The 24,926-nt window shown below is 71.0% G+C and carries 21 protein-coding genes; 8 read left to right on the plus strand and 13 right to left on the minus strand.

Going from position 1 to position 24,926, the window contains the following annotated elements:
- Positions 1 to 8 precede the first annotated feature (8 nt).
- On the plus strand, positions 9 to 629 hold the full coding sequence (locus ACFW9Z_RS10940) for a DUF1796 family putative cysteine peptidase (RefSeq protein WP_384637680.1): 621 nt from the start codon (positions 9 to 11) through the stop codon (positions 627 to 629).
- A 31-nt stretch (positions 630 to 660) separates the two neighbouring features.
- On the plus strand, positions 661 to 1,407 hold the full coding sequence (locus tag ACFW9Z_RS10945; protein ID WP_384637683.1) for a PIG-L deacetylase family protein: 747 nt from the start codon (positions 661 to 663) through the stop codon (positions 1,405 to 1,407).
- 73 nt (positions 1,408 to 1,480) lie between these two features.
- On the opposite strand, the gene pssA is transcribed toward ACFW9Z_RS10945, so the two are convergent.
- The 10 genes from pssA to ACFW9Z_RS10995 form a co-directional block, all read right to left on the minus strand.
- Complete coding sequence (pssA, locus tag ACFW9Z_RS10950) at positions 1,481 to 2,344, minus strand: CDP-diacylglycerol--serine O-phosphatidyltransferase (RefSeq protein WP_384637686.1); 864 nt, start codon at positions 2,342 to 2,344, stop codon at positions 1,481 to 1,483.
- Positions 2,331 to 2,975: a phosphatidylserine decarboxylase gene (locus ACFW9Z_RS10955; protein ID WP_384637689.1), complete on the minus strand. Its 645-nt coding sequence runs from the start codon at positions 2,973 to 2,975 to the stop codon at positions 2,331 to 2,333. The genes pssA and ACFW9Z_RS10955 overlap by 14 nt, the downstream gene beginning before the upstream one ends.
- A 180-nt stretch (positions 2,976 to 3,155) precedes the next feature.
- Entirely contained in the window at positions 3,156 to 4,361 is a 1,206-nt protein-coding gene (locus ACFW9Z_RS10960) for an acyl-CoA dehydrogenase family protein (protein ID WP_384637693.1), read from the minus strand.
- 42 nt (positions 4,362 to 4,403) lie between these two features.
- A complete protein-coding gene (locus tag ACFW9Z_RS10965; RefSeq protein WP_384637696.1) occupies positions 4,404 to 4,907 on the minus strand; it encodes a MaoC family dehydratase in 504 nt (167 codons plus the stop codon).
- 2 nt (positions 4,908 to 4,909) lie between these two features.
- A complete protein-coding gene (locus ACFW9Z_RS10970; RefSeq protein ID WP_384637699.1) occupies positions 4,910 to 5,881 on the minus strand; it encodes an HpcH/HpaI aldolase/citrate lyase family protein in 972 nt (323 codons plus the stop codon).
- Positions 5,878 to 7,890, minus strand: coding sequence for a protein meaA (locus ACFW9Z_RS10975; RefSeq protein WP_384637701.1), 2,013 nt, complete (start codon positions 7,888 to 7,890; stop codon positions 5,878 to 5,880). The genes ACFW9Z_RS10970 and ACFW9Z_RS10975 overlap by 4 nt, the downstream gene beginning before the upstream one ends.
- Positions 7,891 to 7,899: 9 nt before the next feature.
- Complete coding sequence (gene ccrA, locus ACFW9Z_RS10980) at positions 7,900 to 9,237, minus strand: crotonyl-CoA carboxylase/reductase (RefSeq protein ID WP_384637703.1); 1,338 nt, start codon at positions 9,235 to 9,237, stop codon at positions 7,900 to 7,902.
- Between the two features lie 357 nt (positions 9,238 to 9,594).
- Entirely contained in the window at positions 9,595 to 10,401 is an 807-nt protein-coding gene (locus tag ACFW9Z_RS10985) for a GNAT family N-acetyltransferase (protein ID WP_384637706.1), read from the minus strand.
- 110 nt (positions 10,402 to 10,511) lie between these two features.
- Positions 10,512 to 11,327, minus strand: a complete 816-nt coding sequence (locus tag ACFW9Z_RS10990) for a TetR family transcriptional regulator (protein WP_384637708.1) — start codon at positions 11,325 to 11,327, stop codon at positions 10,512 to 10,514.
- 91 nt (positions 11,328 to 11,418) lie between these two features.
- Positions 11,419 to 13,200: a 3-hydroxyacyl-CoA dehydrogenase family protein gene (locus ACFW9Z_RS10995; RefSeq protein ID WP_384638234.1), complete on the minus strand. Its 1,782-nt coding sequence runs from the start codon at positions 13,198 to 13,200 to the stop codon at positions 11,419 to 11,421.
- Between the two features lie 361 nt (positions 13,201 to 13,561).
- Between ACFW9Z_RS10995 and ACFW9Z_RS11000 the strand changes: the two genes are divergently transcribed.
- Entirely contained in the window at positions 13,562 to 14,128 is a 567-nt protein-coding gene (locus tag ACFW9Z_RS11000; protein ID WP_384637711.1) for an adenylosuccinate lyase, read from the plus strand.
- 226 nt (positions 14,129 to 14,354) lie between these two features.
- Here ACFW9Z_RS11000 and ACFW9Z_RS11005 read toward each other — a convergent pair whose 3' ends face one another.
- Both ACFW9Z_RS11005 and ACFW9Z_RS11010 read right to left on the minus strand, forming a co-directional pair.
- Positions 14,355 to 15,953, minus strand: a complete 1,599-nt coding sequence (locus ACFW9Z_RS11005) for an alpha/beta hydrolase (RefSeq protein ID WP_384637714.1) — start codon at positions 15,951 to 15,953, stop codon at positions 14,355 to 14,357.
- Between the two features lie 231 nt (positions 15,954 to 16,184).
- Positions 16,185 to 17,225 carry an Rv2578c family radical SAM protein gene (locus ACFW9Z_RS11010; RefSeq protein ID WP_384637717.1) on the minus strand — a complete coding sequence of 347 codons (1,041 nt, stop codon included), beginning with the start codon at positions 17,223 to 17,225 and terminating at the stop codon, positions 16,185 to 16,187.
- A gap of 172 nt (positions 17,226 to 17,397) precedes the next feature.
- Here ACFW9Z_RS11010 and ACFW9Z_RS11015 point away from each other — a divergent pair, with 172 nt between their 5' ends.
- Both ACFW9Z_RS11015 and ACFW9Z_RS11020 read left to right on the plus strand, forming a co-directional pair.
- Complete coding sequence (locus ACFW9Z_RS11015) at positions 17,398 to 17,841, plus strand: SRPBCC family protein (RefSeq protein WP_015612512.1); 444 nt, start codon at positions 17,398 to 17,400, stop codon at positions 17,839 to 17,841.
- Positions 17,842 to 18,085: 244 nt separating this feature from the next.
- On the plus strand, positions 18,086 to 20,488 hold the full coding sequence (locus ACFW9Z_RS11020; protein WP_384637720.1) for an MFS transporter: 2,403 nt from the start codon (positions 18,086 to 18,088) through the stop codon (positions 20,486 to 20,488).
- A gap of 50 nt (positions 20,489 to 20,538) precedes the next feature.
- Here ACFW9Z_RS11020 and ACFW9Z_RS11025 read toward each other — a convergent pair whose 3' ends face one another.
- Positions 20,539 to 21,450, minus strand: coding sequence for a LysR family transcriptional regulator (locus ACFW9Z_RS11025; protein ID WP_384637722.1), 912 nt, complete (start codon positions 21,448 to 21,450; stop codon positions 20,539 to 20,541).
- A gap of 128 nt (positions 21,451 to 21,578) precedes the next feature.
- Here ACFW9Z_RS11025 and ACFW9Z_RS11030 point away from each other — a divergent pair, with 128 nt between their 5' ends.
- The 3 genes from ACFW9Z_RS11030 to ACFW9Z_RS11040 all read left to right on the plus strand — a co-directional run bounded on the left by ACFW9Z_RS11030 (position 21,579) and on the right by ACFW9Z_RS11040 (position 24,893).
- Entirely contained in the window at positions 21,579 to 22,580 is a 1,002-nt protein-coding gene (locus ACFW9Z_RS11030) for an aldo/keto reductase (protein ID WP_384637725.1), read from the plus strand.
- A gap of 128 nt (positions 22,581 to 22,708) precedes the next feature.
- Positions 22,709 to 23,542 carry a M55 family metallopeptidase gene (locus tag ACFW9Z_RS11035; RefSeq protein WP_384637728.1) on the plus strand — a complete coding sequence of 278 codons (834 nt, stop codon included), beginning with the start codon at positions 22,709 to 22,711 and terminating at the stop codon, positions 23,540 to 23,542.
- Positions 23,535 to 24,893 carry a M20/M25/M40 family metallo-hydrolase gene (locus ACFW9Z_RS11040; RefSeq protein WP_384637731.1) on the plus strand — a complete coding sequence of 453 codons (1,359 nt, stop codon included), beginning with the start codon at positions 23,535 to 23,537 and terminating at the stop codon, positions 24,891 to 24,893. The genes ACFW9Z_RS11035 and ACFW9Z_RS11040 overlap by 8 nt, the downstream gene beginning before the upstream one ends.
- The last annotated feature ends 33 nt before the right edge of the window (positions 24,894 to 24,926 follow it).

Genomic DNA, 24,926 nt, shown 5'->3' on the forward strand with positions numbered 1-24,926 from the left:
AGTCCGCCATGTACGACGTCTGTGTCGGGCTCGGCTACCACTGCGAGTCGACCTACCAGCTCCGCCGCATCACCGGCCAGGAGCGGGCCCACTTCTTCGACTGGCTCGACCTCGACCTCGTCTCCGTACGGAAGATCATCGAGGCCGACTTCGCCAACGTGCTCCGTCCCGGACTGAGCGAACCGTTCAGCAACGGAGTGTGCGTACGGGACCGGGGCTCGGGCATCCGCTTCTTCCACGACTTCCACGCCCCGGACGGCGCCCCGCTGACCCCGGAACTCATCGCCGAGCAGCACCCCTCGGTCCGGGAGAAGTTCGCCTACCTGGCCGCCCGCTGGCGGACCCTGACGGCCTCCCGCTCCCGCGTCCTGTACGTGCACCACGACGCATTCGACGAGAGCGGCCCCGGCGACCTGTCCGCCCTGTACACCCTGCTGCGCTCCCGCTACCCCGACCACCCTTCTGACCTGCTCTGGCTGCGCCGTACGCCGCCCGAGGACGCCGGAGCGCTCCCGCCCGGCATCACCTGGTCCACCGTCGCCGCGCAGCCCGGCCGCTGGGAGGGCAGCGACGCGGCCTGGGACACCGCCCTCGCCGCCCTGGACATCCCCCGGGCCCCCGCGCCCTGACCCCGCCCAGCCCTGCACCTCCGGAGGAACCGTGCCCACCCCCGTACCGCCTCCCTGGCGCACCCTCGTCGTCTCCCCGCACTTCGACGACGCCGCGCTCTCCCTCGCCGGGCTGCTGCCCACCCTGCCCGGCCCCCTCGCCGTCGTCACCGTCCACGGCGGGCCCCCGCCGCCCGGCGCCCCCGTCTCCTGGTGGGACTCCACCTGCGGCTTCACCACCGCCGCCGAGGCCCACCGGGTCCGCAGCGCCGAGGACGCCCGCGCCTGCGAGCTGCTCGGCGCCGAGCAGGTCCTGATCGACCACCCCGACGGCCCGTACGTCACCGAGGGCGACGCCCCGGACGCCCTCGACGCCCTCCTGGGCAGCCTCGCCCCCACCACCCGGGTCCTCGTCCCCCTCGGCAGCAACCAGCCCGACCACGAGGCGGTACGGCTGCGCGCCGAACACGCCCTCGCCGAGGCCGGCGCCCCCGCCCCCTGGGTCTACGCCGACCTGCCCTACACCGGGCACCTGCCGGAATGGGGCACCCCCGAGGCGTCCGGGGCGCTGGCCGCCAGCCAGAAGTGGGGGACCGCCTACCAGGAGCTCACCCGCCGCCACCGGACCACCGTCGAGCGCGCGCTGGTGCTCTCCGACGAGCAGTGGGCGGCCAAGCGCGCGGCGGTCCTCTGCCACGCCTCCCAGCTCGCCGCCCTCGCCCCCGACCACGGGAACTTCCTCGCCCGCTCCGGACCCCTGCGCGCCGAGCTGATCTGGAGCCTGGAGCCGAAGGGCTGAGCATTTGGGAACGCACGAAGGCCCGGATGCCGGGGAGCATCCGGGCCCTGGGGCCTGTTCTGTATCCGTACCGCTACGGGAGCTGTGCCGCCCGTGCCTCGCGCCGGTTGTCACGGAACGTGTTGACCCGTCGCGCCGTGGCGAAGAGCGGGATCACCGCACCGAGGACGACCTGGAGCGCACAGCCGGTCTGGAGCAGCAGCTGACCGCCCGGCGCGTCGAACGCCCATGCGGCCAGCAGCCCCATCGCGCCGACGATCCAGCTGAGCATCGCCACCGCGAGGATGCCCCGCGGCTTGGGGTACTCGACCCGGCTCACCATCAGCCACGCCACCCCGATGATCGCGAGCAGCGTCGGGACGAAGGGCAGCTCCAGGAGCACGATCGAGACGACCGTCAGCGCTCCGAAGGGGCTCGGCATGCCCTGGAACATGCCGTCCTTCAAGGTCACACAGGAGAATCTGGCCAGTCTGAGCACCACGGCGAGCAGCACCACGATCGCCGCCAGCGCCGACACCCGCTGGTGGGCGTCGTCCGCGACCATCCCGTACACGAGGACGAAGTAGGCCGGGGCGAGCCCGAAGCTGATGAGGTCGGAGAGGTTGTCCAGCTCCGCGCCCATCGGCGAGGACCGCAGCTTGCGTGCCACGAGCCCGTCGAAGAGGTCGAAGATCGCCGCCATCAGCATGAGGATCACGGCGGTGGCCGCCGAGTGGCGGGCCATGCCCGTCTCCTCGCTGCCCGTGAGGTGCGGGATGAGGATCCCCGTGGTGGTGAAGTACACCGCCATGAAACCGCACGTGGCGTTACCGAGGGTGAGCGTGTCCGCTATCGACAGCCGCATGGACAGCGGCATGTCCTCCGCGCTGTCCGTGTCGCTCTTCTCCTCGGCCTCCGGTACCCAGCCGGCCTGTGTATCAGGATCAATCACGGTCAATTCGAGTCACCCCCGCGGTGGTGGCCTGGCCGACCTCGACCGCGACATCGATACCTTCCGGAAGGTAGATGTCCACGCGCGAGCCGAAGCGGATCAGGCCGATGCGCTCACCCTGCTCCACCTTCGTGCCCTGCGGGAGGTACGGCACGATCCGACGGGCGACCGCTCCCGCGATCTGCACCATCTCGATGTCGCCGAGCTCGGTGTCGAAGTGCCAGACAACGCGCTCGTTGTTCTCGCTCTCCTTGTTGAAGGCCGGAACGAACCCGCCCGGGATGTGCTCGACCGACGTCACGGTGCCCGCCAGCGGTGCGCGGTTGACGTGGACGTTGAGCGGGCTCATGAAGATGGCGACCCGGGTGCGCCCGTCCTTCCACGGCATGATGCTCTGCACCACACCGTCGGCCGGGGAGATGACCCGGCCGTCAGTGATCTCGCGCTCGGGGTCACGGAAGAACCAGAGCATGCCCGCCGCGAGCGCGGTGGTGGGCACGGCCACGGCCGCCCAGCGCCCGGACTTACGGGCGCGGGCGAGGCTGAGGGCTGCGGTGGCGACGGTCGGCAGGAGCCACGGCGATGCTCCGCGTGCGATGCGGACCCCGCCGCGGGCGGAGATAGGGCTGTCGGGCATGGATGACCTTCGTAGCGGATGATGCCGCGCTGGCAACGGGGGACGGCGGCTTTCCGTCGATGCTATCGGGTGCCGGGCGCAACTGGGCAAGCCAGCAGCCGAGTCGAACAGCTGAAAGGCACCCGACGAGGATGACTCGGTGTGATCTTCTTCGCCACCAAACCACCTCGAAAGGGACGATCAGCCCTGGAATCGGTACTCCTCCAGAAGGCGCCGGCCAATGATCATTTTCTGGATCTCGGCGGTACCTTCACCGATCAGCAGCATCGGGGCCTCGCGGTAGAGGCGCTCGATCTCGTACTCCTTGGAGAAGCCGTAACCGCCGTGGATACGGAAGGCGTCCTCGACGACTTCCTTGCAGTACTCGGAGGCGAGGTACTTCGCCATCCCTGCCTCCAGGTCATTGCGTTCCCCGGAGTCCTTTTTGCGTGCCGCATTCACCATCATCGCATGAGCGGCCTCGACCTTGGTGGCCATTTCGGCCAATTTGAACTGGATCGCCTGGTGCTGGGCGATCGGTTTGCCGAAGGTGTGGCGCTGCTGGGCGTACGAAACACCCAGCTCGAACGCACGCTGTGCGACACCGCAACCACGCGCCGCGACATTCACCCGGCCGACCTCGACACCGTCCATCATTTGGTAAAACCCTCGGCCGGTCGTGCCGCCCAGGACGCGATTGGCCGGAATGCGCAGGTCGTCCATGATGAGCTCGGTCGTGTCGACGCCCTTGTAACCCATCTTGTCGATCTTCCCGGGGATGGTCAGGCCGGGCCGGACCTCTCCGAAACCGGGCTCCTTCTCGACGAGGAAGGTCGTCATGGACTTGTGGGGCGCGGTGCCCTCGGGGTGGCCTTCGTCACTTCGGCAGAGAACGGCCACCAGCGTGGACGTCCCGCCGTTCGTCAGCCACATCTTCTGGCCGTTGAGGACGTACTTGTCGCCGTCCCTGACGCCCTTGGAGGAGATCGCCGAGACATCGGAGCCGAGCGCCGGCTCCGACATCGAGAACGCGCCCCGCACCTCACCCAGCGCCATGCGCGGCAGGAACGTGTCCTTCTGCTCCTGGGTGCCGTGCTGCTTGAGCATGTAGGCCACGATGAAATGCGTGTTGATGATCCCCGAGACGCTCATCCAGCCGCGCGCGATCTCCTCCACGCAGAGCGCGTAGGTGAGCAGCGACTCACCCAGACCCCCGTACTCCTCGGGGATCATCAGCCCGAACAGGCCGAGTTCCTTGAGTCCCTCCACGATTTCGGTGGGGTACTCGTCGCGGTGCTCCAGCTGGGTCGCGACCGGAATGATCTCCTTGTCGACGAAATCCCGGACCGTGGCGAGGATTTCCCGCTGGATGTCGTTCAGACCGGCGGTCTGGGCGAGTCGCGTCATGGCTGCTTCTCCTGTGGCTTCACGCGGGTTGGTTGATCGCGCCTAGTTGGCAGGCGTGGGGCGGCCGGGCTGCTCGCCGCCGCGCTCCTTGATGTACGTCTCGGTCGGGACCATCACCTTGCGCCGGAACACACAGACGACGGTGCCGTCCTGCTTGTAGCCCTTGGTCTCCACGTACACGATCCCGCGGTCGTTCTTCGACTTCGACGGCGTCTTGTCCAGTACGGTCGTCTCGCCGTAGATCGTGTCGCCGTGGAAGGTCGGCGCGATGTGCCTGAGCGACTCGACCTCCAGGTTGGCGATGGCCTTGCCCGAGACGTCCGGCACCGACATGCCGAGCAGCAGCGAGTAGATGTAGTTGCCGACGACGACGTTCTTCCCGAAGTCGGTCGTCTTCTCCGCGTAGTTGCTGTCCATGTGCAGCGGGTGGTGGTTCATGGTCAGCAGGCAGAAGAGGTGGTCGTCGTACTCCGTGACCGTCTTCCCGGGCCAGTGCTTGTAGACCGCACCGACCTCGAACTCCTCAAAGGTGCGTCCGAACTGCATGATCAGGCCTCCGGGGCTTCGAACTTGGAGGTGCGCTGCATTCCGGCGGCCCGGCCCTTGCCCGCGATGACCAGGGCCATCTTGCGGCTGGCCTCGTCGATCATCTCGTCGCCGAGCATCGCGGAGCCCTTCTTGCCGCCCTCCTCGGAGGTGCACCAGTCGTAGGCGTCGAGGATCAGCTCGGCGTGGTCGTAGTCCTCCTGCGAGGGCGAGAACACCTCGTTGGCCGCGTCGACCTGGCCGGGGTGCAGCACCCACTTGCCGTCGAAGCCGAGGGCGGCGGCGCGGCCGGCCACCTCGCGGTAGGCGTCCACGTCACGGATCTGGAGGAACGGGCCGTCGATCGCCTGGAGATCGTGCGTGCGGGCCGCCATCAGGATGCGCATCAGGATGTAGTGGTACGCGTCCGCCGGGTAGCCGGGCGGCTGCTGGCCGACGACCAGGGTCTTCATGTTGATCGAGGCCATGAAGTCGGCCGGGCCGAAGATCAGCGTCTCCAGCCGGGGCGAGGCGGCGGCGATCTCGTCGATGTTCACCAGGCCCTTGGCGTTCTCGATCTGCGCCTCGATGCCGATCCTGCCGACCTCGAAGCCCATCGTCTTCTCGATCTGGGTCAGCAGCAGGTCCAGCGCCACGACCTGCTGGGCGTCCTGGACCTTCGGCAGCATGATGCAGTCGAGGTTGGGGCCCGCGCCCTCGACGACCGTGATGACGTCCCGGTACGTCCAGTGCGTCGTCCAGTCGTTGACCCGCACGACCCGGGTCTTGCCGCTCCAGTCACCGTTGTTGAGCGCGTCCACGATGTGGTGGCGGGCGCCCTCCTTGGCGAGCGGCGCGCAGGCGTCCTCCAGGTCCAGGAAGACCTGGTCGGCGGGGAGGCCCTGGGCCTTCTCCAGGAAGCGCGGGTTGGAGCCGGGGACGGCCAGACACGAGCGGCGGGGCCGCAGCCGGTTCACGGGGGTGGGCGTGGTCATGCGGAGACCTCCAGAGGGTCGAGCTTGTTCGCTTTCCGGATCTCGTCGACGATACGGCCGATGATCTCGGTGATGCCGAAGTCCTTCGGGGTGAAGACGGCGGCCACACCGGCTTCGATGAGCGCGGCGGCGTCCGCCGGGGGGATGATGCCGCCCGCGATCACGGGGATGTCCGGCGCCCCGGCCTCGCGCAGCCGGTGCAGCACATCGGGCACCAGCTCCGCGTGCGAGCCGGAGAGGATGGAGAGCCCCACGCAGTGCACGTCCTCGGCGAGCGCCGCGTCGGTGATCTGCTCGGGGGTCAGCCGGATGCCCTGGTAGACCACCTCGAACCCGGCGTCCCGCGCCCGTACGGCGATCTGCTCGGCCCCGTTGGAGTGCCCGTCCAGGCCCGGCTTGCCGACCAGCAGGCGCAGCCGTCCCACGCCCAGATCGGCGGCGGTACGGGTGACCTTCTCGCGGACCAGCGAGAGCGTGCTGCCCGGCTCGGCGGCCACCGCGACCGGGGCCGAGGAGACCCCGGTGGGTGCGCGGAACTCGCCGAAGACGTCCCGCAGCGCCCAGGACCACTCGCCGGTGGTGACGCCCGCGCGGGCGCACTCAACGGTGGCTTCCATCATGTTCTCGGTGCCCGCCGCGGCCTTCTTCAGCGCGGCCAGTGCCTCCGTCGCCCGGGCCTCGTCGCGGTTGTCGCGCCACTCGTGGAGGGCGGCGACGACCCGGGCCTCGTTCGCCGGGTCGACGGTCATGATCGCGCCGTCGAGGTCGGAGGTGAGCGGGTTGGGCTCGGTCGTCTCGTAGATGTTGACGCCGACGATCTTCTCCTCGCCGCCCTCGATCCTCGCCCGCCGGGCCGCGTGCGAGGAGACCAGCTCCGACTTGAGGTAGCCGGACTCGACGGCCGCCATCGCGCCGCCCATCTGCTGGATCCGGTCGATCTCCGCCAGCGACTCCTCGACCAGGGACTCCACCTTGGCCTCGATGACGTGCGAACCGGCGAAGATGTCCTCGTACTCCAGCAGATCGCTCTCGTGGGCCAGCACCTGCTGGATCCGGAGCGACCACTGCTGGTCCCAGGGGCGCGGCAGCCCCAGCGCCTCGTTCCAGGCCGGGAGCTGTACGGCGCGGGCGCGGGCGTCCTTGGAGAGGGTGACGGCCAGCATCTCCAGGACGATGCGCTGGACGTTGTTCTCCGGCTGCGCCTCGGTCAGGCCGAGGGAGTTGACCTGGACGCCGTAGCGGAAGCGGCGCTGCTTGGCGTCGGTGATGCCGTACCGCTCACGGGTGACGCGGTCCCAGATGCGGCCGAAGGCGCGCATCTTGCACATCTCCTCGATGAAGCGGACGCCCGCGTTCACGAAGAACGAGATCCGGGCGACCACATCACCGAACTTCTCCTGAGGCACCTGGCCCGAGTCGCGGACCGCGTCGAGCACCGCGATGGCGGTCGACATGGCGTACGCGATCTCCTGGACCGGGGTGGCCCCCGCCTCCTGGAGGTGGTAGCTGCAGATGTTGATCGGGTTCCACTTGGGGATGCGGTTGACCGTGTACGTGATCATGTCGGTGGTCAGCCGCAGCGAGGGCACCGGCGGGAAGACGTGCGTCCCGCGCGAGAGGTACTCCTTCACGATGTCGTTCTGCGTGGTCCCCTGGAGCTTGTGGGGGTCGGCCCCCTGCTCCTCCGCGACCACCTGGTAGAGCGCCAGCAGCCACATGGCGGTCGCGTTGATCGTCATCGAGGTGTTCATCTGCTCCAGGGGGATGTCCTGGAACAGTCGGCGCATGTCACCGAGGTGCGAGACGGGCACACCGACACGGCCCACCTCGCCGCGGGCGAGGATGTGGTCCGGGTCGTATCCGGTCTGCGTCGGCAGATCGAAGGCGACCGAGAGACCCGTCTGGCCCTTGGCGAGGTTGCGGCGGTACAGCTCGTTGGACGCCTCGGCGGTCGAGTGACCGGCGTACGTCCGCATGAGCCAGGGCCGGTCCTTCTGACGTTCGTTCATGGGAGAACCTCAGACGTTGCGGAAGCGGTTGATGGCGTCGATGTGCTGCTCGCGCAGTTCCTCGTTGCGCACGCCCAGACCCTCGCGCGGAGCCAGTGCCAGGACGCCGACCTTGCCCTGGTGGGCGTTGCGGTGGACGTCGTGGGCGGCCTGGCCGGTCTCTTCCAGGGTGTACGTCTTGGAGATCGTCGGGTGGATCTTGCCCTTGGCGATGAGGCGGTTGGCCTCCCACGCCTCGCGGTAGTTGGCGAAGTGGGAGCCGATGATGCGCTTGAGGGACATCCACAGGTAGCGGTTGTCGTACTCGTGCATATAGCCGGAGGTGGAGGCGCAGGTGGTGATGGTGCCGCCCTTGCGGGTGACGTAGACCGAGGCGCCGAAGGTCTCGCGGCCCGGGTGCTCGAAGACGATGTCGATGTCCTCGCCGCCGGTGAACTCGCGGATGCGCTTGCCGAAGCGCTTCCACTCCTTCGGGTCCTGGGTGCGCTCGTCCTTCCAGAACTTGTAGCCGTCCGCGTTGCGGTCGATGACCGCCTCGGCGCCCATCGCCCGGCAGATGTCCGCCTTCTCCGGGGAGGAGACGACACAGATCGGGTTGGCACCGCCGGCCAGCGCGAACTGGGTGGCGTAGGAGCCGAGTCCGCCGCTGGCGCCCCAGATCAGCACGTTGTCGCCCTGCTTCATCCCCGCGCCGTTGCGCGAGACGAGCTGGCGGTACGCGGTCGAGTTGACCAGGCCCGGAGCCGCGGCCTCCTCCCAGCTGAGGTGCTGGGGCTTGGGCATCAGCTGGTTGGACTTGACGAGCGCGATCTCGGCGAGCCCGCCGAAGTTGGTCTCGAACCCCCAGATGCGCTGCTCGGGGTCGAGCATCGTGTCGTTGTGGCCGTCGGAGGACTCCAGCTCGACGGAGAGGCAGTGCGCGACGACCTCGTCGCCCGGGTTCCAGGCGTTCACGCCGGGGCCGGTACGCAGGACGACGCCTGCCAGGTCGGAGCCGATGACGTGGTACGGCAGGTCGTGGCGCTTGGTGAGCTCGCTGAGCCTGCCGTACCGCTCCAGGAAGCCGAAGGTGGAGACCGGCTCGAAGATCGAGGTCCAGACGGAGTTGTAGTTCACCGAACTGGCCATCACGGCGACGAGGGCCTCGCCGGGGCCGAGTTCGGGGACCGGGACCTCGTCCAGGTGGAGCGACTTGCGGGGGTCCTTGTCACGGGATTCGAGCCCCGCGAACATCTCCGCCTCGTCCTTGTGCACGGTGATCGCGCGGTAGGACTCGGGGAGGGACAGGGCCGCGAAGTCAGCGGCCGTACTGTCCTGCGATTGGATCGCGTCCAGGATTTCCTTCACGGTGTTGCCTCCGGTGATGCGGCGTCGAGGGAACGCTTGAGGGGCCCTGCTGGCAGGGGTGCGGTGCGGTGTGGAGGTGTATTGCCGTCGGTTCGGCGAGGGGGAGCTTCGGCTTGCTCGGGTGGAGCAGAAGGGTGCCTGTGACGCAGGCGTCCGGGCGCGCAGCACGGTGGTTGCGGGGACAGCCGGCGTACGTGAGATCCCAGCACGCCGGCCGCCCGGACACCTTCAACGTATGGCACTCCGTGACACGTGGCAAGGCACCCAGTGCCAACAATTTCTCTCACTTGTCATCTCGTAGGCACGCATGAGCAACACGATGGGTGTTACGAGACGTTCTGTCCTGCTGGCATGCGGTTACCGGCCGGGTCGGTACACATACGGCGTCGTCGTCCCCAGCTCCGTGAAGCCGAGCCGGCCCAGGATCGGGGCGGACATGCCGGTCGCGTCGACCTGGAGGTACCGGTAGCCGCGCTCGGCGGCGATCCGGGCCCGGTACGCCACCAGCGCCCGGTAGACGCCCTTCCCACGCCAGGCGGTCACCGTCCCGCCGCCCCAGAGCCCGGCGAAGCCCGTACCCGGGTACAGCTCCATCCGTCCCGAGCAGACCGGCTCCCCGGCGCCGTCCACCGCCATGACCGCCACGAAGTCCTCAGGAGCCTCCTCCAACCGCCGCACCACCTGGTGGAGCAGGCGGCTCCCGTCGGTCCCGAACGCCCGCTCATGGGCCCTGGCCATCAGCTCCGCGCCCGCCGCGTCGGTCACCGGCCGCAGGGTGACCCCCTCGGGCAGCTCGACCAGCCCGGACAGCAGGTCGGCGGGTGCCACCAGCAGGGCCTCCGGCTCCTCCGGTACGAACCCGGCCGCCCGCAGCCGGTCGCCCAGGTCGGCCGGGCGGTCGTGGGCGTACAGCTTCCACTCGAAATCCGGCAGGCCGAGCGTCGTACAGTGCTCGATCTGCGCGGCGATGGCGGCGTCGGCCCCGGCCGCGTCCAGCCCCGGGTCCGACCACACCACGCCGTTCCAGTCGTCGGGCCCGCCCACCTGTCGTACGACGGGGCCGACGCGCTCGACGCGTACGCCGGGCCCGTCCGGACGGGCGTGCTCCCGCATCTCGCGGTCGAAGAGACGGCGGGTCTCGATGGCGTGCTCAGGTGATCGCATCCGCGCACCTCAGCACAGCGGTGCCCGGCGGACCAGCGGTTTTCGGCTGCCACGCGGGCCGGACGGATCGCCGCGCCCGCGTCGGACGGTCCCGCCGAAGGCCCCCGGGCTCAGCGCTCCTTGAGCGCCTGCTGGATCGTCCGCATGACCTCGTCCAGCGGGGCGTCCGTACGGGCCACCGCCACCAGCACCTCGCCCTCGGCCGCCACCGTCGCCGCCGGGGCCCGGACGGGCTCGGCCTGGGCGGTCCGGCCCGCCCCGATGCCGGTGCCGAAGGTGTCCCGCACGATGGCGAAGGCCCGGTCGAGCTGAGCCTCCACATCGCCCTGGCCGCCCGCCCGCAGCCAGCGGCGCAGTACGTGGTTGTGCGCGGTGACCACGGCGGACGCGGCCACCTCCGCCAGCAGCGGGTCGTCGTTGCCCACGTGGTGGTCGCGCTCGTCGAAGTGGCCCAGCAGATAGCGGGTGAACAGCCGCTCGTAGCGGGCCACCGACGCGATCTCGGCCTCCCGGAGGGTCGGGACCTCGCGGGTCAGTTTGTAACGGGCCACGGAGACGGCGGGCTTGGCCGCGTACATCTTCATGACTTCCTTGATGCCGCGGCACACGGTGTCGAGGGGGTGCTCGTGCGCGGGGGCGGCGTTCAGGACGGCCTCGGCCCTGACGAGGGTGTCGTCGTGGTCCGGGAAGATGGCCTCTTCCTTGGAGCGGAAGTGGCGGAAGAAGGTCCGCCGGGCGACGCCCGCCGCGCCCGCGATCTCGTCGACGGTCGTGGCCTCGTACCCCTTCGTGGCGAAGAGTTCCATCGCGGCTGCGGCCAGTTCGCGGCGCATCTTGAGCCGTTGGGCGGCGGCGCGCGTTCCCGCGGCGGTCTCCGGGGCGTCGGACGCGGCGGTGGCACGGGGTGACTTGGCGGGCTGGGACATGGCATGAACGTAACGCATCGGTGCAGGAGAGCGCGCCTGCGGGGGCGGACCGCCGGAGGGTCCCAGCAGCCCGCCCCACCCGGCTCCCGGGTCAGCGGCGGGCATACTCGCGGAAGCCACGGCCCGTCTTGCGGCCGAGGCAGCCCGCGGCCACCAGGTGCTCCAGCAGCGGCGCCGGGGCGAGCCCCGGGTCACGGAACTCCTTGTGCAGCACCTTCTCGATGGCGAGGGAGACGTCCAGCCCCACGACGTCCAGCAGTTCGAACGGGCCCATCGGGTAGCCGCCGCCCAGCTTCATCGCCGCGTCGATGTCGTCCAGCGAGGCGTAGTGCTCCTCGACCATCTTGATCGCGTTGTTGAGGTACGGGAACAGCAGCGCGTTCACGATGAACCCGGCCCGGTCCCCGCAGTCCACCGGGTGCTTGCGGATCTTCGCGCAGACCGCGCGGACCGTGGCGTGCACGTCGTCGGCGGTCAGGACCGTACGGACGACCTCGACCAGCTTCATCGCGGGCGCCGGGTTGAAGAAGTGCATCCCGATGACGTCCTCGGGCCGGGCGGTGGCCCGGGCGATGGCGATGACGGGAAGGGAGGAGGTGGTGGTGGCGAGGACCGCGCCCGGGCGGCAGACCTTGTCCAGGGTGGCGAAGAGCTGCTGCTTGATCTCCAGGTCCTCGGCGACGGCCTCCACGGCGAGGTCGACCTCGGCGAACGCGTCCAGCGAACCGGCCGCCGTGATCCGCGCCAGCGTCTCGTCCCGGGCCTCGGCGGTGAGCCGCCCCTTGGTCACCGAGCGCTCCAGCGACTTCGCGATCCGGGCCTTGGCGAGGTCCGCCTTCTCCTGGCCGCGCGCGGCCAGGACCACGGTGTACCCGGCCTTGGCGAAGACCTCGGCGATCCCGGAGGCCATGGTCCCGGAGCCCGCGACCCCGACGGAGGCGATGGAGCGCCCGTCACCGGCCGCCGTCCCCGCGGAAGGGGTCAGCGCGTCGGGCACCACGTCCTGGCCGCCCGGGGCGTCGTACGTGTAGAAGCCGCGCCCCGCCTTGCGTCCGGTCAGCCCCGCCTCGCTGAGCTGGCCGAGGACGGGGGCGGGGGCGTGGAGGCGGTCGTGGGAGGCGGCGTACATGGCCTCCAGGACCGTACGGGCGGTGTCGATCCCGATCAGGTCCAGCAGGGCGAGCGGGCCCATCGGCAGTCCGCAGCCCAGCTTCATCGCCGCGTCGATGTCCTCGCGGGACGCGTAGTTCGCCTCGTACATCGCGGCGGCCTGGTTGAGATAGCCGAAGAGCAGCCCGTCCGCGACGAACCCGGGCCGGTCCCCGACCGCGACCGGCTCCTTGCCCAGCTCCCGGGCCAGCCGGGTGACGGCCTCGACGGCGGGCGGCGCGGTCAGCACCGAGGAGACCACCTCGACCAGCTTCATCGCGGGCGCCGGGTTGAAGAAGTGCAGGCCGAGCACGCGCTCGGGGTGCTGGGACTCGGCGGCCAGCCGGGTCACCGACAGGGCGTTCGTCCCGGTGGCGAGGATCGCGGCGGGGGAGACGATCGCGTCCAGCTCCCGGAACACCTGCTGCTTGATCTCGTACGACTCCGGCACGACCTCGATGACCAGCTCGGCCTCGGCGGCGGCCCGGAGGGTGTCGGAGGTACGGAACCGGGCGAGCGCGGCGGCCCGCTCCTGCTCGGTGATCCGCCCGCGCCCGACGGCCCGTGCGGTGGACGTTTCGAGGGAGGTGACGGCCTGCCGGGCGGCCGCCTCGCTGATGTCGATACCGATGACCTCGCGGCCCGCGAGAGCCAGGACCTCGGCGATACCGGTGCCCATGGTGCCGAGGCCGACGACGGCAATGGTGGAGAGCGGGGTGTCCATCACGGGACTCCAGGGTGAGTGACGACTGTGGGAGCACGGCGCGCGCGGCGATGAGGGAGCGGCGCGCGGCATGCGGGATGCGTGTCGTGAAGCGCGGGGCCGGGGGCGCTGGGAGCACGCCCGGCCGGGAGGGGTGACGGACTCTGTCCCGGAGTCGCGTCGCACTGAAGAACTGCCGAACCGACAAGCACTCCGGGTGGCTGCGTCACCAGGCCACCGGAGCTGCGGGGAGTGTGTTCCCGCTCAGATGAGATTAACCGGCGAGTAACGAGCGCGCCACCCCTGAGTCTTTGTGCGCTGGACCACATCGACTCCCCGAACCCGTCCCGCACGGAGCGTGTTCATGGATACGCTGAGCGTCATGGATGAGGAACTCCGTTCGCTCATGGACCGGTTACGGGACGAGGCGGCCGGGTCCGCCGCGTACGAGCTGCTCCTGGCGACCGACGACAACGAGATGCTGGCCCGCGTCCTGGTGGAGCCGCAGCGCCCTCTGTGGGCCCGTGAGATCGCCGCCTTCCGGCTCGGCTGCGCGGGTGACCGGCGGGCCTTCGAGGCGCTGGTGCTCCTGCTCAACCACCGCGACCCCGAACGCTGCGTCTCCGCCTCCCACGCCCTGGCCGAGCTGAACGACCCCCGCACGCCCCGGGCCGCCGCCGCGCTCGCCACCAACACCCTGCGCACCGCGTACGCCGTGCATCCGGTCCGTCTGCTCACCACCCTGCGGGCCCCCGAGGCGGTCCCGGCCCTGGTCGCCACGCTGGAGCGGCTGCTGGCCCCGGAGGAGCCGCACTGGCGGGTGGCGCTGGCCTGCGTCGAGGGGCTCGGGCAGCTCCACGACATCCGGGCCCGCCCGGTCCTCAGAGCGGCCCTCCCGCACCCCCGGCTGGGCGCCGCGGCGGCTCAGGCGCTGGAGCGGCTTTCGTAGAGGTGCGGGGGTGACGTGCCCCCGGTCTGGAAGCAGAGGCGCGGGGGTGACGCGCCCCGGCGCCCGGAAGCAAAAGCGCGGGGGGCGTGCCCAGGCCCGCAAGCAGAGGTGCGAGGTGACACGCCCCGACCCGAAAGCCGGGGCACACACTCCGGGGCGCGCACTCCGGCCCGAAAACCGAGGCGCGCGCCCCTCCCGCCGCTGAGGGAGGCGCGCGCCCCCTCCCTCAGTGGCGGGGCCCCAGCAGCCCGTGCAGACGGCTGCCCGCGCTGTTGTCCACCGACTGGGCCGCCGCCTTCGCCGCGGGCAGCGGCTTCGGGTCCGGGAGGGCCGCGCAGACCGCGTCCGCCTCGCCGTCCCTGCCCCGGCCGCGCGGGACGGTCCCGTCGGTCAGATAGGCCGTCAGGTGCTTGTCCAGGCAGGCGTTGCCGCTCAGCGTGATGCCGTGGTTGCCGCCGCCCTCCTCCACCACGAAGCTGGAGCCCTTCAGCTTGCGGTGCATGCTCACCGCGCCGGGGTACGGGGTCGCCGCGTCGCCGGTGGCCTGGAGGATCAGGGCCGCCGGGAGACGGTCGTTGGTCACCTGGACCGGGGTGAGCGGCGCCACCGGCCAGCTCGCGCACGGTGCGTTGTACCAGGTGTTGTTCCAGGCCATGAAGGGCGCCTTGTCGTGGATGCGGCGCGTGTCGTTGCGCCAGGTGCTCCAGTGCCGGGGCCACCCCGCGTCGCGGCACTGGACGGCGAGGTAGACGGAGTAGCTGTTGTCGCCGCCCGGCCCGGTGGCGCCGAAGTTCTCGTACGCCGTCACCAGCGCCTCGGTGTCCTGGTCGTTGACGTACGCGGCGAACGCCTCGGCGAGGTAGGGCCAGTATCCGTTGTAGTACCCGCCGGGCAGGAAGGTGTCCTCCAGCTCGCTCGCCCCGACCTTGCCCGCCGCAGGCTCGGCGGCGACGGCCGCCCGCATCCGGTACCAGGCGGCCTCCACCCCGGCCGGGTCGGTGCCGAGCCCGTACGTGGCGTCGTGCTTCGCCACCCAGGCCGCGAACGCCTTGTGGCGGTCGTCGAAGGCGTAGTCCTGGTTGAGGTTGCCCTGGTACCAGACGTCGTCCGGGTCGACGACCGAGTCCAGGACCAGGCGCCGCACCCGCTCCGGGTGCAGTTTCGCGTAGACCGCGCCGAGATAGGTGCCGTAGGAGTAACCGAAGTAGTTGATCTGCTTCGCGCCCAGCGCCCGGCGGATCACGTCGAGGTCCTTCGCGGCGCTGATGGTGTCCATGTACGGCAGCACATCGCCGTGCTTCTCCCCGCAGGCGCGGGCGAAGGCCGCCGCCCGGTCGCGGTTGACCCGCTCGTCCCGGTAGGAGGCGGGCACCGAGTCCGGGCGTACGGGATCGGAGTGGCCGGGCAGGCAGTTCAGCGCCGGGGTGCTCTTCCCCACCCCGCGCGGGGCGAACCCGATCACGTCGTACTGGGCGGCCACCTTCTTCGGCAGCGCCGACGCCACGAATCCGGCCATGGAGAGACCGCTGCCGCCCGGCCCGCCCGGGTTGACCAGCAGCGGGCCCTGGTAGGTCTTCGCGGTGTGCGGGACGCGGGACAGGGCGAGGGTGATCTGCCGGCCCGTGGGGTCGTCGTGGTCCAGCGGGGCGCTGACCTTCGCGCACTGGAGCGTCGGATGGTTCTCCGTCGGACAGCCGGTCCACGCGAGCTCCGGGGCGGGCGGCGCGCTCGTCCCGGAGGAAGCGGCGGCCGGGGCCGGGGCGGCGGCCAGCAGACCGGCGACCGTCGCACCGGCGGCGACCAGAATTCCTGCACGTTTCGTCATGGGGCCTCCCGAGGTGGAGGGGACATGGCGGCGGATGGCCGGTCCCCGCCGCATGCTCTCCGAGATCCTCGGGCCGGGGGTCGATTCCGCGCGGAGTTGACCCGTACGGTCACGCCATCGGCCCTGCGGGAGGCGTTACGGGTCTACGCGTTACGGGTCTGCGGACGGGAGGCGTTGTTACGGGTCTGCGGGCGGGAGGCGTTACGGGGAGACGGCACAGGCTTCACGGCCTCACAACAGCGTGAGCTGCGTCGGCCCCGGCTCCTGCTCCGGCCCCTCCACCGTCCGCGCGGGGGTGATCCGGCGGGCCTCGCCCCGGTGTGCCGGGCCGATGCCGAACTCGTCCGCCAGTTCGTGCACCTGACGTGTGATCCGGCGCTGGTACCAGGTGGGGGCGTACGCCCCGCCCGCGTACATCCGCTCGTACCGCTCCACCAGATGCGGATGGTGGAGCCCGAGCCACCGCATGTACCACTCGCGCGCGCCGGGGCGCAGATGCAGGACCAGCGGGGTCACCGAGGACGCCCCGGCCGCGGCGATGGCGGAGACCGTGGCGCGCAGCTGCTCGGGGCTGTCGCCGAGGAAGGGGATCACGGGGGCCATCAGGACCGAGCAGCCGATCCCGCTCTCGGTGAGGGCGCGCACCACGTCGAGACGGCGTCCGGGGGAGGGGGTGCCGGGTTCGACCGTGCGCCACAGCTCACGGTCGGTGAAGCCGACGGAGACCGAGACGCCGACCTCCGTGACCTCGGCGGCCTGCCGCAGCAGCTCCAGGTCCCGCAGGATCAGGGTGCCCTTCGTCAGGATCGAGAAGGGGTTCGCCCGGTCGCGCAGGGCCGTGATGATGCCCGGCATGAGCCGGTAGCGTCCCTCCGCCCTCTGGTAGCAGTCGACATTGGTCCCCATCGCGATGTGCTCGCCCTGCCAGTGCCGGGAGGCCAGCTCCCGCTGGAGCAGCCCGGCGGCGTTGATCTTGACGACGATCTGGGAGTCGAACCCGATGCCGGTGTCCAGGTCCAGATAGCTGTGCGTCTTGCGGGCGAAGCAGTAGACGCAGGCGTGCGAGCAGCCCCGGTAGGGGTTCACCGTCCATTCGAACGGCATCCGCGAGGCCCCGGGCACCCGGTTCAGAATCGAACGGGCCCGGATCTCGTGGAACGTGATGCCCCGGAATTCCGGGGTGTCGAAGGTGCGCGTGGTCACCGCGTCCGCGGCGAAGAGCGCGCTGTTGCCGGTCATGGGGCTGTTTTCGACCAGATTGTCCCAGCGCATGGACGCCTCCTCGGTAGCACTGGCCACAGAATAGAACATGTGTTCCCTTGATCGTGTGAACCGGCCCGTCGACCCCGATTTTGAGCGGTCGTACCGGAGGTGGTTGGCTCAGCCCAGGACACCCCCCAACCCCCGAATCACCCCGGACAACCGAAGTGCTGGAGGAACAGCCATGGCGCAGGTCGAGGCCACCACGGAGCGGATCATCGCGGCGGACGCAGAGGCGGTGTTCGACGCGCTGGCCGACTACAAGGACGTCCGCGGCAAGGTGCTGACCGCGCACTTCAGCGAGTACGAGGTCCGGGAGGGCGGCGACGGCGAGGGCACCCTCGTCCACTGGAAGCTCCAGGCGACCAGCAAGCGGGTCCGTGACTGCCTGCTGGAGGTCACCGAGCCGACCGACGGGCAGCTCGTCGAGAAGGACCGCAACTCCTCCATGGTCACCACCTGGACCGTCACCCCGGCCGGTGAGGGGAAGTCCAAGGCCGTCGTCACCACCGTCTGGGACGGCGCCGGCGGCATCGGCGGCTTCTTCGAGCGGACCTTCGCCCCCAAGGGCCTCGGCCGCATCTACGACGAGCTGCTCCAGAACCTCGCCACCGAGGTCGAGAAGTAGTCACCCTGTTCGTCGAGAAGTAGTCACCTTGTTTGATGCCGGGCCTCGAACGGCCCGGCTCCGGCCGACCGGGCCGCCTCACCGGAACGGGTGGTTTTCCGGGGCGGCCGGTGGTGCGCCGTAGCGGCTCCGACCGGCGCATAAGCCCTCCGTACGCGCCCTGCGCGCCCCTCGTCACCGTTTGCCCCGCCTTGCCGCGCGATGCGAGAAATGGGCGGCGCAGATGCGACGAGGGGAGCGTTACGTGGTGGGCGGTATCACGCTGGTGAAGGACGGTCCGGACGGCACGGCGGCTCTCGGGGAAGAGCCGCCGCCACCGGCCGGCCCCGGCCCGCTCCCGGCGGCCGGGGCGATCAGCCCCCGCCGGGTCCGCATGGTCTTCCTCGGGCTGATGCTCACCCTGCTGCTCGCGGCGCTCGACCAGATGATCGTCGCCACCGCCCTGCCGAAGATCGTCGGTGAGCTGCACGGCCTGGAGAAGATGTCCTGGGCGGTCACCGCCTATCTGCTCGCCTCCACCATCGTCCTGCCGCTCTACGGCAAGCTCGGCGACCTCTTCGGCCGCAAGGGCGTCTTCCAGTTCGCGATCGTCGTCTTCGTGATCGGCTCCGCGCTGGCCGGCTGGTCGCGGACCATGGACGAGCTGATCGCCTTCCGCGCGCTCCAGGGCGTCGGCGGCGGCGGGCTCATGATCGGTGTCCAGGCGATCATCGCGGACATCGTCCCGCCCCGGGAGCGCGGCCGGTACATGGGCCTCATCGGCGCGGTCTTCGGCCTCGCCTCGGTGGCCGGACCACTGCTCGGCGGCTTCTTCACCGACCACGCCTCCTGGCGCTGGTGCTTCTTCATCAACGTGCCGTTCGGGCTGGTCACGTTCGCCGTGATCGCGGTCGTGCTCAAGCTTCCCAAGCCCGCTGTACGGCCCCGACTCGACGTCCTGGGCGCCCTGTTGCTGGCCGTGGCCTCCACCTGCCTGGTGCTGGTGACCAGTTGGGGCGGCACCGAGTACGCCTGGGGCTCGCGCACCATCCTGGGCCTCACGGCCGGAGCCGTCGTCACCGCACTCCTCTTCGTCGCCGTCGAGCACCGCGCGGCCGAACCGGTCATCCCGCTACGGCTGTTCCGCGACTCGATCTTCAACATCACCGGACTGATCGGCGCCGTCATCGGCATCGCGCTCTTCGGCGCGGCCAGCTATCTGCCGACCTACCTCCAGATGGTCGACGGCGCCAGCGCCACCGAATCCGGGCTCCTGATGCTGCCGATGATGCTCGGCATCGTCGGCGGCTCCATCGTCTCCGGCCGGCTCATCACCCGTACCGGCCGCTACCGGATCTACCCCATCGTCGGCGGCGCCGTCTCGGTCGTCGGCATGTGGCTGCTCTCGGGCCTGGAGGCAGGCACCTCCCGCCTCGCGTACAGCCTCTGGCAGGCCGTCCTCGGCACCGGTATCGGCCTGGTCATGTCGGTCCTCGTGCTCGCCGTGCAGAACTCCGTACGCCCCGCCGACCTCGGCACCGCCACCAGTGCCAACAACTACTTCCGGCAGATCGGCGGCAGCGTCGGCGCCGCCGTCTTCGGGACCCTGTTCGCGGGGCGGCTCTCCGACGCCCTCGGCGTCCGCCTGCCCACGGGCGTGGAGCTGCCCCCGCCCGAGTCGATCACCCCGCAGACCGTCCACGCGATGGAGCCCGCGCTGCGCGACGCCTACATCCAGGCGTACGTGGACGCGATGCCGCGCATCTTCCTCTACCTCGTGCCGGTGCTCGTCCTCGGCCTGGTCCTCGCCTTCTTCCTCAAGGAGAAACCGCTGGTGTCCCACCACAGCCCCGAAGCGGCCACCGAGCCCGCGCCGGTCCCCGCCGCCCGCACCGCATCGTCCCGGCTCTCCGGTGTGCCCGTCCGCGGCAGCGTCCAGCACCCCGACGGTACGAAGGTGGACCGGGCCGCCCTCACCCTCATCGACATCCAGGGGCAGCAGATCGGGCGCGGGGCCAGCGGCGAGGACGGGCGGTACGCGCTGAGCGTCCCGGGGGCCGGTTCGTACGTCCTCATCGCCGCGGCGGGCGGCCACCAGCCGCAGGCCGTCAGCGTCACCGTGGGCGACCGCCCCGTAGAAGTGGACGTGGTCCTCGGCGGCGCCGGACGGCTCGCCGGGTCCGTCCGCACGGCGGACGGTGTGCCCGTACGGGACGCGGCCGTCACCCTCACCGACGTACGCGGCGAGGTCGTCGCCTCCACCCGCACCGGGCGCGAGGGCGGCTACGTCATCACCGAGCTGGTCGCGGGCGAGTACACCCTCGCCGCGAGTGCCCCCGCCTACCGCCCGGCCGCCCTCCCGGTCAGCGTCCAGGCGGCCCGCGAGACCCGGCAGGACATCGAGCTGGCGGGCGGGGCCGTGCTGCGCGGCACCGTCCGGGCCACCGGCGGGCGGCCCGTGGAGGATGCCCGGGTCACCCTGCTGGACGCGGCGGGCAACGTGGTGCACACGCTCACCACCGGGCCCGACGGATCGTTCCGGTTCGTGGACCTGTCCTCCGGCGAGTACACGGTGATCGCCGCCGGATACCCGCCGGTCGCGACCGTGCTCCAAGTGGCGGGCGGCGGCCGCACCGAACGGGACCTCCAGCTGGGCCACGAGGACTGAGGCGTACGGGGGCGGGTGCGCCGAGGATGTGAGACCAAGCCCGCAAGGGCTCAGCGCGCCCCCGCCTCCCGTACCGCGTCCTCCCGCACCAGCCGCATCAGCGCCCGCGCCCCCGGGCTCAGGCTCCGCGCCGCCGGAAGGACCACCACGCTCTCGTAGACCGCCCGCTCCCCGCCCACCGGCTCCACCTCCACCGCGACCAGCCGGGCCGCCTCCGGCTTGCGGGAGAAGTGGTGCGGCACCACCGCGATCCCCAGCCCCTCCTGCACCAGCTCCAGCAGGCTGTGGACGTCGTTGACCTCCAGGCCCACCGTCCGCCGGACCCCCGCCGCCGCGAACGCCTCGTCCGCCGCCCGGCGCGGCCCCCAGTCCGGATGGAAGTCGATGAACGACTCGCCCGGCAACTCCTCCCACGCCACCCGGTCCCGCCCGGCCAGCCGGTGGTCCGCCGCACAGAGCACCACCATCTCCTCCCGGGCCAGCGGCAGCAGCTCCCCGCGCCACTCCGCCGGGCCGACCGTGGCGGCGAACGCGAGGTCCAGGCGCCCCCCGGCCACCCCGTCCAGCAGGCTGCTCGTCCCCTCCTGCCGCAGCCGGAGCTCCAGCTGCGGGTGGGCCCGGTGGAAGGCGGCCAGCAGCCGGGCCGGGCTCACCCCCGCCACGCACTGCTCGACGCCCAGGGTCAGCGTCCCGCGCAGCAGCCCCCGTACGGCATCGACCGCGTCCCGTGCCGCCCGCGCCCCCGCCAGCGTGCGCTCCGCCTCCACCAGCAGCGCCCGCCCCGCCTCGGTGAGCCGGACCGTCCGGGTGGTGCGGCTGAACAGCGGGGTCCGCAGCTCCTGCTCCAGGGCCCGTACGGAGGCGGAGAGCCCGGACTGCGAGACGGCGAGGCGCTCGGCGGCGCGGGTGAAGTGCCGCTCCTCGGCGACGGCGACGAAGTGCTCCAGCTGACGCAGTTCCATGATTGAGGACTGTAGGTGATGAATCCGAGCGGAATCTCCTGTTGGACTGCTGGATCGATCTGCGGAACCCTGGACTCCGTCACCCCTCATCCCTCACCCCTCATCCCTCACCCCGCGGAGCCTTACGCATGTACCTGCCGTCCGCCGACCGCTACTCCGCCATGCCCTACCGGCGCACCGGCCGCAGCGGTCTGCTGCTGCCCGCGCTCTCCCTCGGCCTCTGGCACAACTTCGGAGGCGACAGGACCCCCGACGAGCAGGGCCGCATCCTGCGCCGCGCCTTCGACCTGGGCATCACCCACTTCGACCTGGCCAACAACTACGGCCCGCCGCCCGGCTCCGCCGAACTCACCCTGGGCCGCGCGCTCGCCGGAGACTTCGCGAAGCTCCGCGACGAGCTCGTCATCTCGACCAAGGCGGGCTACCACATGTGGGACGGCCCGTACGGGGAGTGGGGCTCGCGGAAGTACCTGCGCGGCTCCCTCGACCAGAGCCTGAAGCGGCTGGGCGTCGAGTACGTCGACATCTTCTACTCCCACCGCCCCGACCCCGAGACCCCGCTCGAAGAGACGATGGGAGCGCTCGACACCGCCGTACGCCAGGGCAAGGCCCTCTACGTCGGCCTCTCCAACTACTCCGCCGAGCAGACCCGCGAGGCCGCCGCGATCCTCCAGGACCTCGGCACGCCCCTGCTCATCCACCAGCCCCGCTACTCGATGCTCGACCGCCGCCCCGAGGACGGGCTGCTCACCGCGCTCGACGAACTGGGCGTCGGCTCCATCGCCTACTCCCCGCTGGAGCAGGGCATCCTGACCGACCGCTATCTGAACGGCATCCCGGCGGGCTCCCGCGCGGCGGGCGACAGCCCGTTCCTGACGGCCGACGCGGTCACGCCCGCGCTGGTGGAGCGGCTGCGCGCCCTGGACGCCCTGGCCAAGGAGCGCGGCCAGTCGCTCGCCCAGCTGGCCCTGGCCTGGGTGCTGCGCGGCGGCCGCCTCACCTCCGCCGTCGTCGGCGCGAGCAGCGTCACCCAGCTGGAGAACAGCGTGGCGGCCGTCCGGAATTTGGAGTTCAGCGACGAGGAGCTGGCCCGGATCGAGGAGCTGCTGCCCGGGGCCCAGAACGGCTGACCGCCCGCCGGAGGAGACCACTGAGGAGATCACCGAGGAGACCACTGGAGGGACCTTCGCCGGGCCGGAGCGGCGACAGGGCCACCCTCTCTGGCCCGGCCCGCCGCCGGGGCGTACGGTGTGGCGGCATGAAGATCCTCATCAGCGCCGACATGGAGGGCGCCACCGGAGTGACCTGGCCGGCCGACGTGCTGCCGGGCACCCCGCAGTGGGAGCGCTGCCGGCCGATGTTCACCTCCGACGTGAACGCGGCCGCCCTCGGGTTCTACGACGGCGGCGCGGACGAGGTCCTGATCAACGAGGCCCACTGGTCGATGCGGAACCTGCTGCTGGAGCAGATGGACGAACGCGTCCAGATGCTCACCGGCAAGCACAAGTCGCTCTCCATGGTGGAGGGCATTCAGCACGGGGACGTGGACGGCATCGCCTTCCTCGGCTACCACACCGGAGCCGGTACGGAAGGCGTCCTCGCCCACACCTACCTGGCCAACTCCATCACCGGGGTCTGGCTCAACGGGATCCGTGCCAGTGAGGGCCTTCTCAACGCCCATGTCGCCGCCGAGTACGGCGTCCCCGTCGTCCTCGTCACCGGCGACGACCTGACCTGCGTGGACGCCGAGGGGTACGCCCCCGGGGCCCGCAAGGTCGCCGTGAAGGACTACGTATCGCGGTACGCGGCCGTGTGCCGCACCCCCGCCCGTACCGCGGCGGACATCCGGACGGCCGCGCGTGAGGCCACCGCGCTCGCCGTCCGTCAGACCCCCGTCACCGGCGGGACGTACACCGTGGAGCTGGAGTTCGACGCCGAGCATCTGGCGGCCGCGGCGACCGTGGTGCCCGGCGTCGCCCCGAGCGGTGAGAGGCGCGTCGCCTACACCAGCGGGACGATGTACGAAGGTATCCGCACGTTCAAGGCGGTGACGACCATCGTGTCGTCCGCCGTGGAGGAACAATATGGCTGACGCCCCCGAACCGGCCGTCCCCGGCCCGCTCGGCCCCGTGGACCGGCAGGCGCTCGACGAGGTGGTGACCTTCACCTCCGAACTGATCCGGATCGACACGACCAACCGGGGCGGCGGCGATTGCCGGGAGCGCCCGGCCGCCGAGTACACCGCTGAGCGGCTGGCCGGGGCCGGGCTCGAACCGGTGCTGCTGGAGCGCACCCCGGGCCGGACCAACGTCGTCGCCCGCATCCCCGGCACCGACCCGTCGGCCGACGCTCTCCTCGTCCACGGCCACCTGGACGTGGTGCCCGCCGAGCCCGCCGACTGGACCGTGCACCCCTTCTCCGGCGAGGTCCGCGACGGGGTGGTGTGGGGGCGCGGGGCCGTCGACATGAAGAACATGGACGCGATGGTCCTGGCCGTCGTACGGGGATGGGCGCGCGAGGGGTTCCGGCCCCGCCGCGACATCGTCATCGCCTACACCGCCGACGAGGAGGCCAGCGCCGAGGACGGCTCGGGCTTCCTCACCGACCGGCACGCGGACCTCTTCGAGGGGTGTACGGAGGGCATCAGCGAGTCCGGCGCGTTCACCTTCCACGCCGGGCACGGTCTCTCCCTCTACCCCATCGCGGCCGGTGAGCGCGGCACGGGCTGGCTGAAGCTGACCGCCGAGGGCCGGGCCGGGCACGGTTCCAAGGTCAACCGGGCCAACGCGGTGAGCGCGCTCGCCGCCGCCGTCGCCCGGATCGGCGCCCATGAGTGGCCGATCCGGATCACCCCGACCGTACGGGCCGCGATCACCGAGATCGCCGCCCTGCACGGCATCACCGTCGACCTGGACGAGCCCGGCTTCGACGTGGCCCAGCTCCTCGGCAAGCTCGGCCCGGCCGCCGCCCTCGTCGAGAACACCGTCCGCAACAGCAGCAACCCGACGATGCTCGCGGCCGGTTACAAGGTCAACGTGATCCCCGGCCACGCCACCGCCTACATCGACGGGCGTACGGTGCCCGGCGGCGAGGACGAGTTCCGCGCCACCCTGGACCGGCTGACCGGACCCGATGTCTCCTGGGAGTACGACCACCGCGAGGTCGCCCTCCAGGCGCCGGTCGACTCGCCCACGTACGCCAGACTCCGCGCCGCCATCGAGAAGTTCGACCCCGACGGGCACACCGTCCCGTACTGCATGTCGGGCGGCACCGATGCCAAGCAGTTCTCCCGGCTCGGCATCACCGGCTACGGCTTCTCACCGCTCAAGCTGCCGCCGGGCTTCGACTACCAGGCGCTCTTCCACGGCGTCGACGAGCGCGTCCCCGTCGACGCACTCCACTTCGGCGTCTGCGTCCTCGACCACTACCTGCGGACCGCCTGACCTGAAACCGCCGGACCGGCGCCGCCCGACCCG

It is taken from the genome of Streptomyces sp. NPDC059452 (assembly GCF_042750035.1).
Taxonomy (GTDB): domain Bacteria; phylum Actinomycetota; class Actinomycetes; order Streptomycetales; family Streptomycetaceae; genus Streptomyces.

What these genes read in the sequence shown, in the direction of transcription:
- ACFW9Z_RS10940 (WP_384637680.1), top strand. Translation starts at nt 9, where the DNA reads ATGTACGACGTCTGTGTCGGGCTCGGCTACCACTGCGAGTCGACCTAC.
- ACFW9Z_RS10955 (WP_384637689.1), bottom strand. Translation starts at nt 2,975, where the DNA reads ATGCCCGACAGCCCTATCTCCGCCCGCGGCGGGGTCCGCATCGCACGC.
- ACFW9Z_RS10960 (WP_384637693.1), bottom strand. Translation starts at nt 4,361, where the DNA reads ATGACGCGACTCGCCCAGACCGCCGGTCTGAACGACATCCAGCGGGAA.
- ACFW9Z_RS10965 (WP_384637696.1), bottom strand. Translation starts at nt 4,907, where the DNA reads ATGCAGTTCGGACGCACCTTTGAGGAGTTCGAGGTCGGTGCGGTCTAC.
- ACFW9Z_RS10970 (WP_384637699.1), bottom strand. Translation starts at nt 5,881, where the DNA reads ATGACCACGCCCACCCCCGTGAACCGGCTGCGGCCCCGCCGCTCGTGT.
- ACFW9Z_RS10975 (WP_384637701.1), bottom strand. Translation starts at nt 7,890, where the DNA reads ATGAACGAACGTCAGAAGGACCGGCCCTGGCTCATGCGGACGTACGCC.
- ACFW9Z_RS10985 (WP_384637706.1), bottom strand. Translation starts at nt 10,401, where the DNA reads ATGCGATCACCTGAGCACGCCATCGAGACCCGCCGTCTCTTCGACCGC.
- ACFW9Z_RS10990 (WP_384637708.1), bottom strand. Translation starts at nt 11,327, where the DNA reads ATGTCCCAGCCCGCCAAGTCACCCCGTGCCACCGCCGCGTCCGACGCC.
- ACFW9Z_RS10995 (WP_384638234.1), bottom strand. Translation starts at nt 13,200, where the DNA reads ATGGACACCCCGCTCTCCACCATTGCCGTCGTCGGCCTCGGCACCATG.
- ACFW9Z_RS11000 (WP_384637711.1), top strand. Translation starts at nt 13,562, where the DNA reads ATGGATGAGGAACTCCGTTCGCTCATGGACCGGTTACGGGACGAGGCG.
- ACFW9Z_RS11005 (WP_384637714.1), bottom strand. Translation starts at nt 15,953, where the DNA reads ATGACGAAACGTGCAGGAATTCTGGTCGCCGCCGGTGCGACGGTCGCC.
- ACFW9Z_RS11010 (WP_384637717.1), bottom strand. Translation starts at nt 17,225, where the DNA reads ATGCGCTGGGACAATCTGGTCGAAAACAGCCCCATGACCGGCAACAGC.
- ACFW9Z_RS11015 (WP_015612512.1), top strand. Translation starts at nt 17,398, where the DNA reads ATGGCGCAGGTCGAGGCCACCACGGAGCGGATCATCGCGGCGGACGCA.
- ACFW9Z_RS11025 (WP_384637722.1), bottom strand. Translation starts at nt 21,450, where the DNA reads ATGGAACTGCGTCAGCTGGAGCACTTCGTCGCCGTCGCCGAGGAGCGG.
- ACFW9Z_RS11030 (WP_384637725.1), top strand. Translation starts at nt 21,579, where the DNA reads ATGTACCTGCCGTCCGCCGACCGCTACTCCGCCATGCCCTACCGGCGC.
- ACFW9Z_RS11035 (WP_384637728.1), top strand. Translation starts at nt 22,709, where the DNA reads ATGAAGATCCTCATCAGCGCCGACATGGAGGGCGCCACCGGAGTGACC.
- ACFW9Z_RS11040 (WP_384637731.1), top strand. Translation starts at nt 23,535, where the DNA reads ATGGCTGACGCCCCCGAACCGGCCGTCCCCGGCCCGCTCGGCCCCGTG.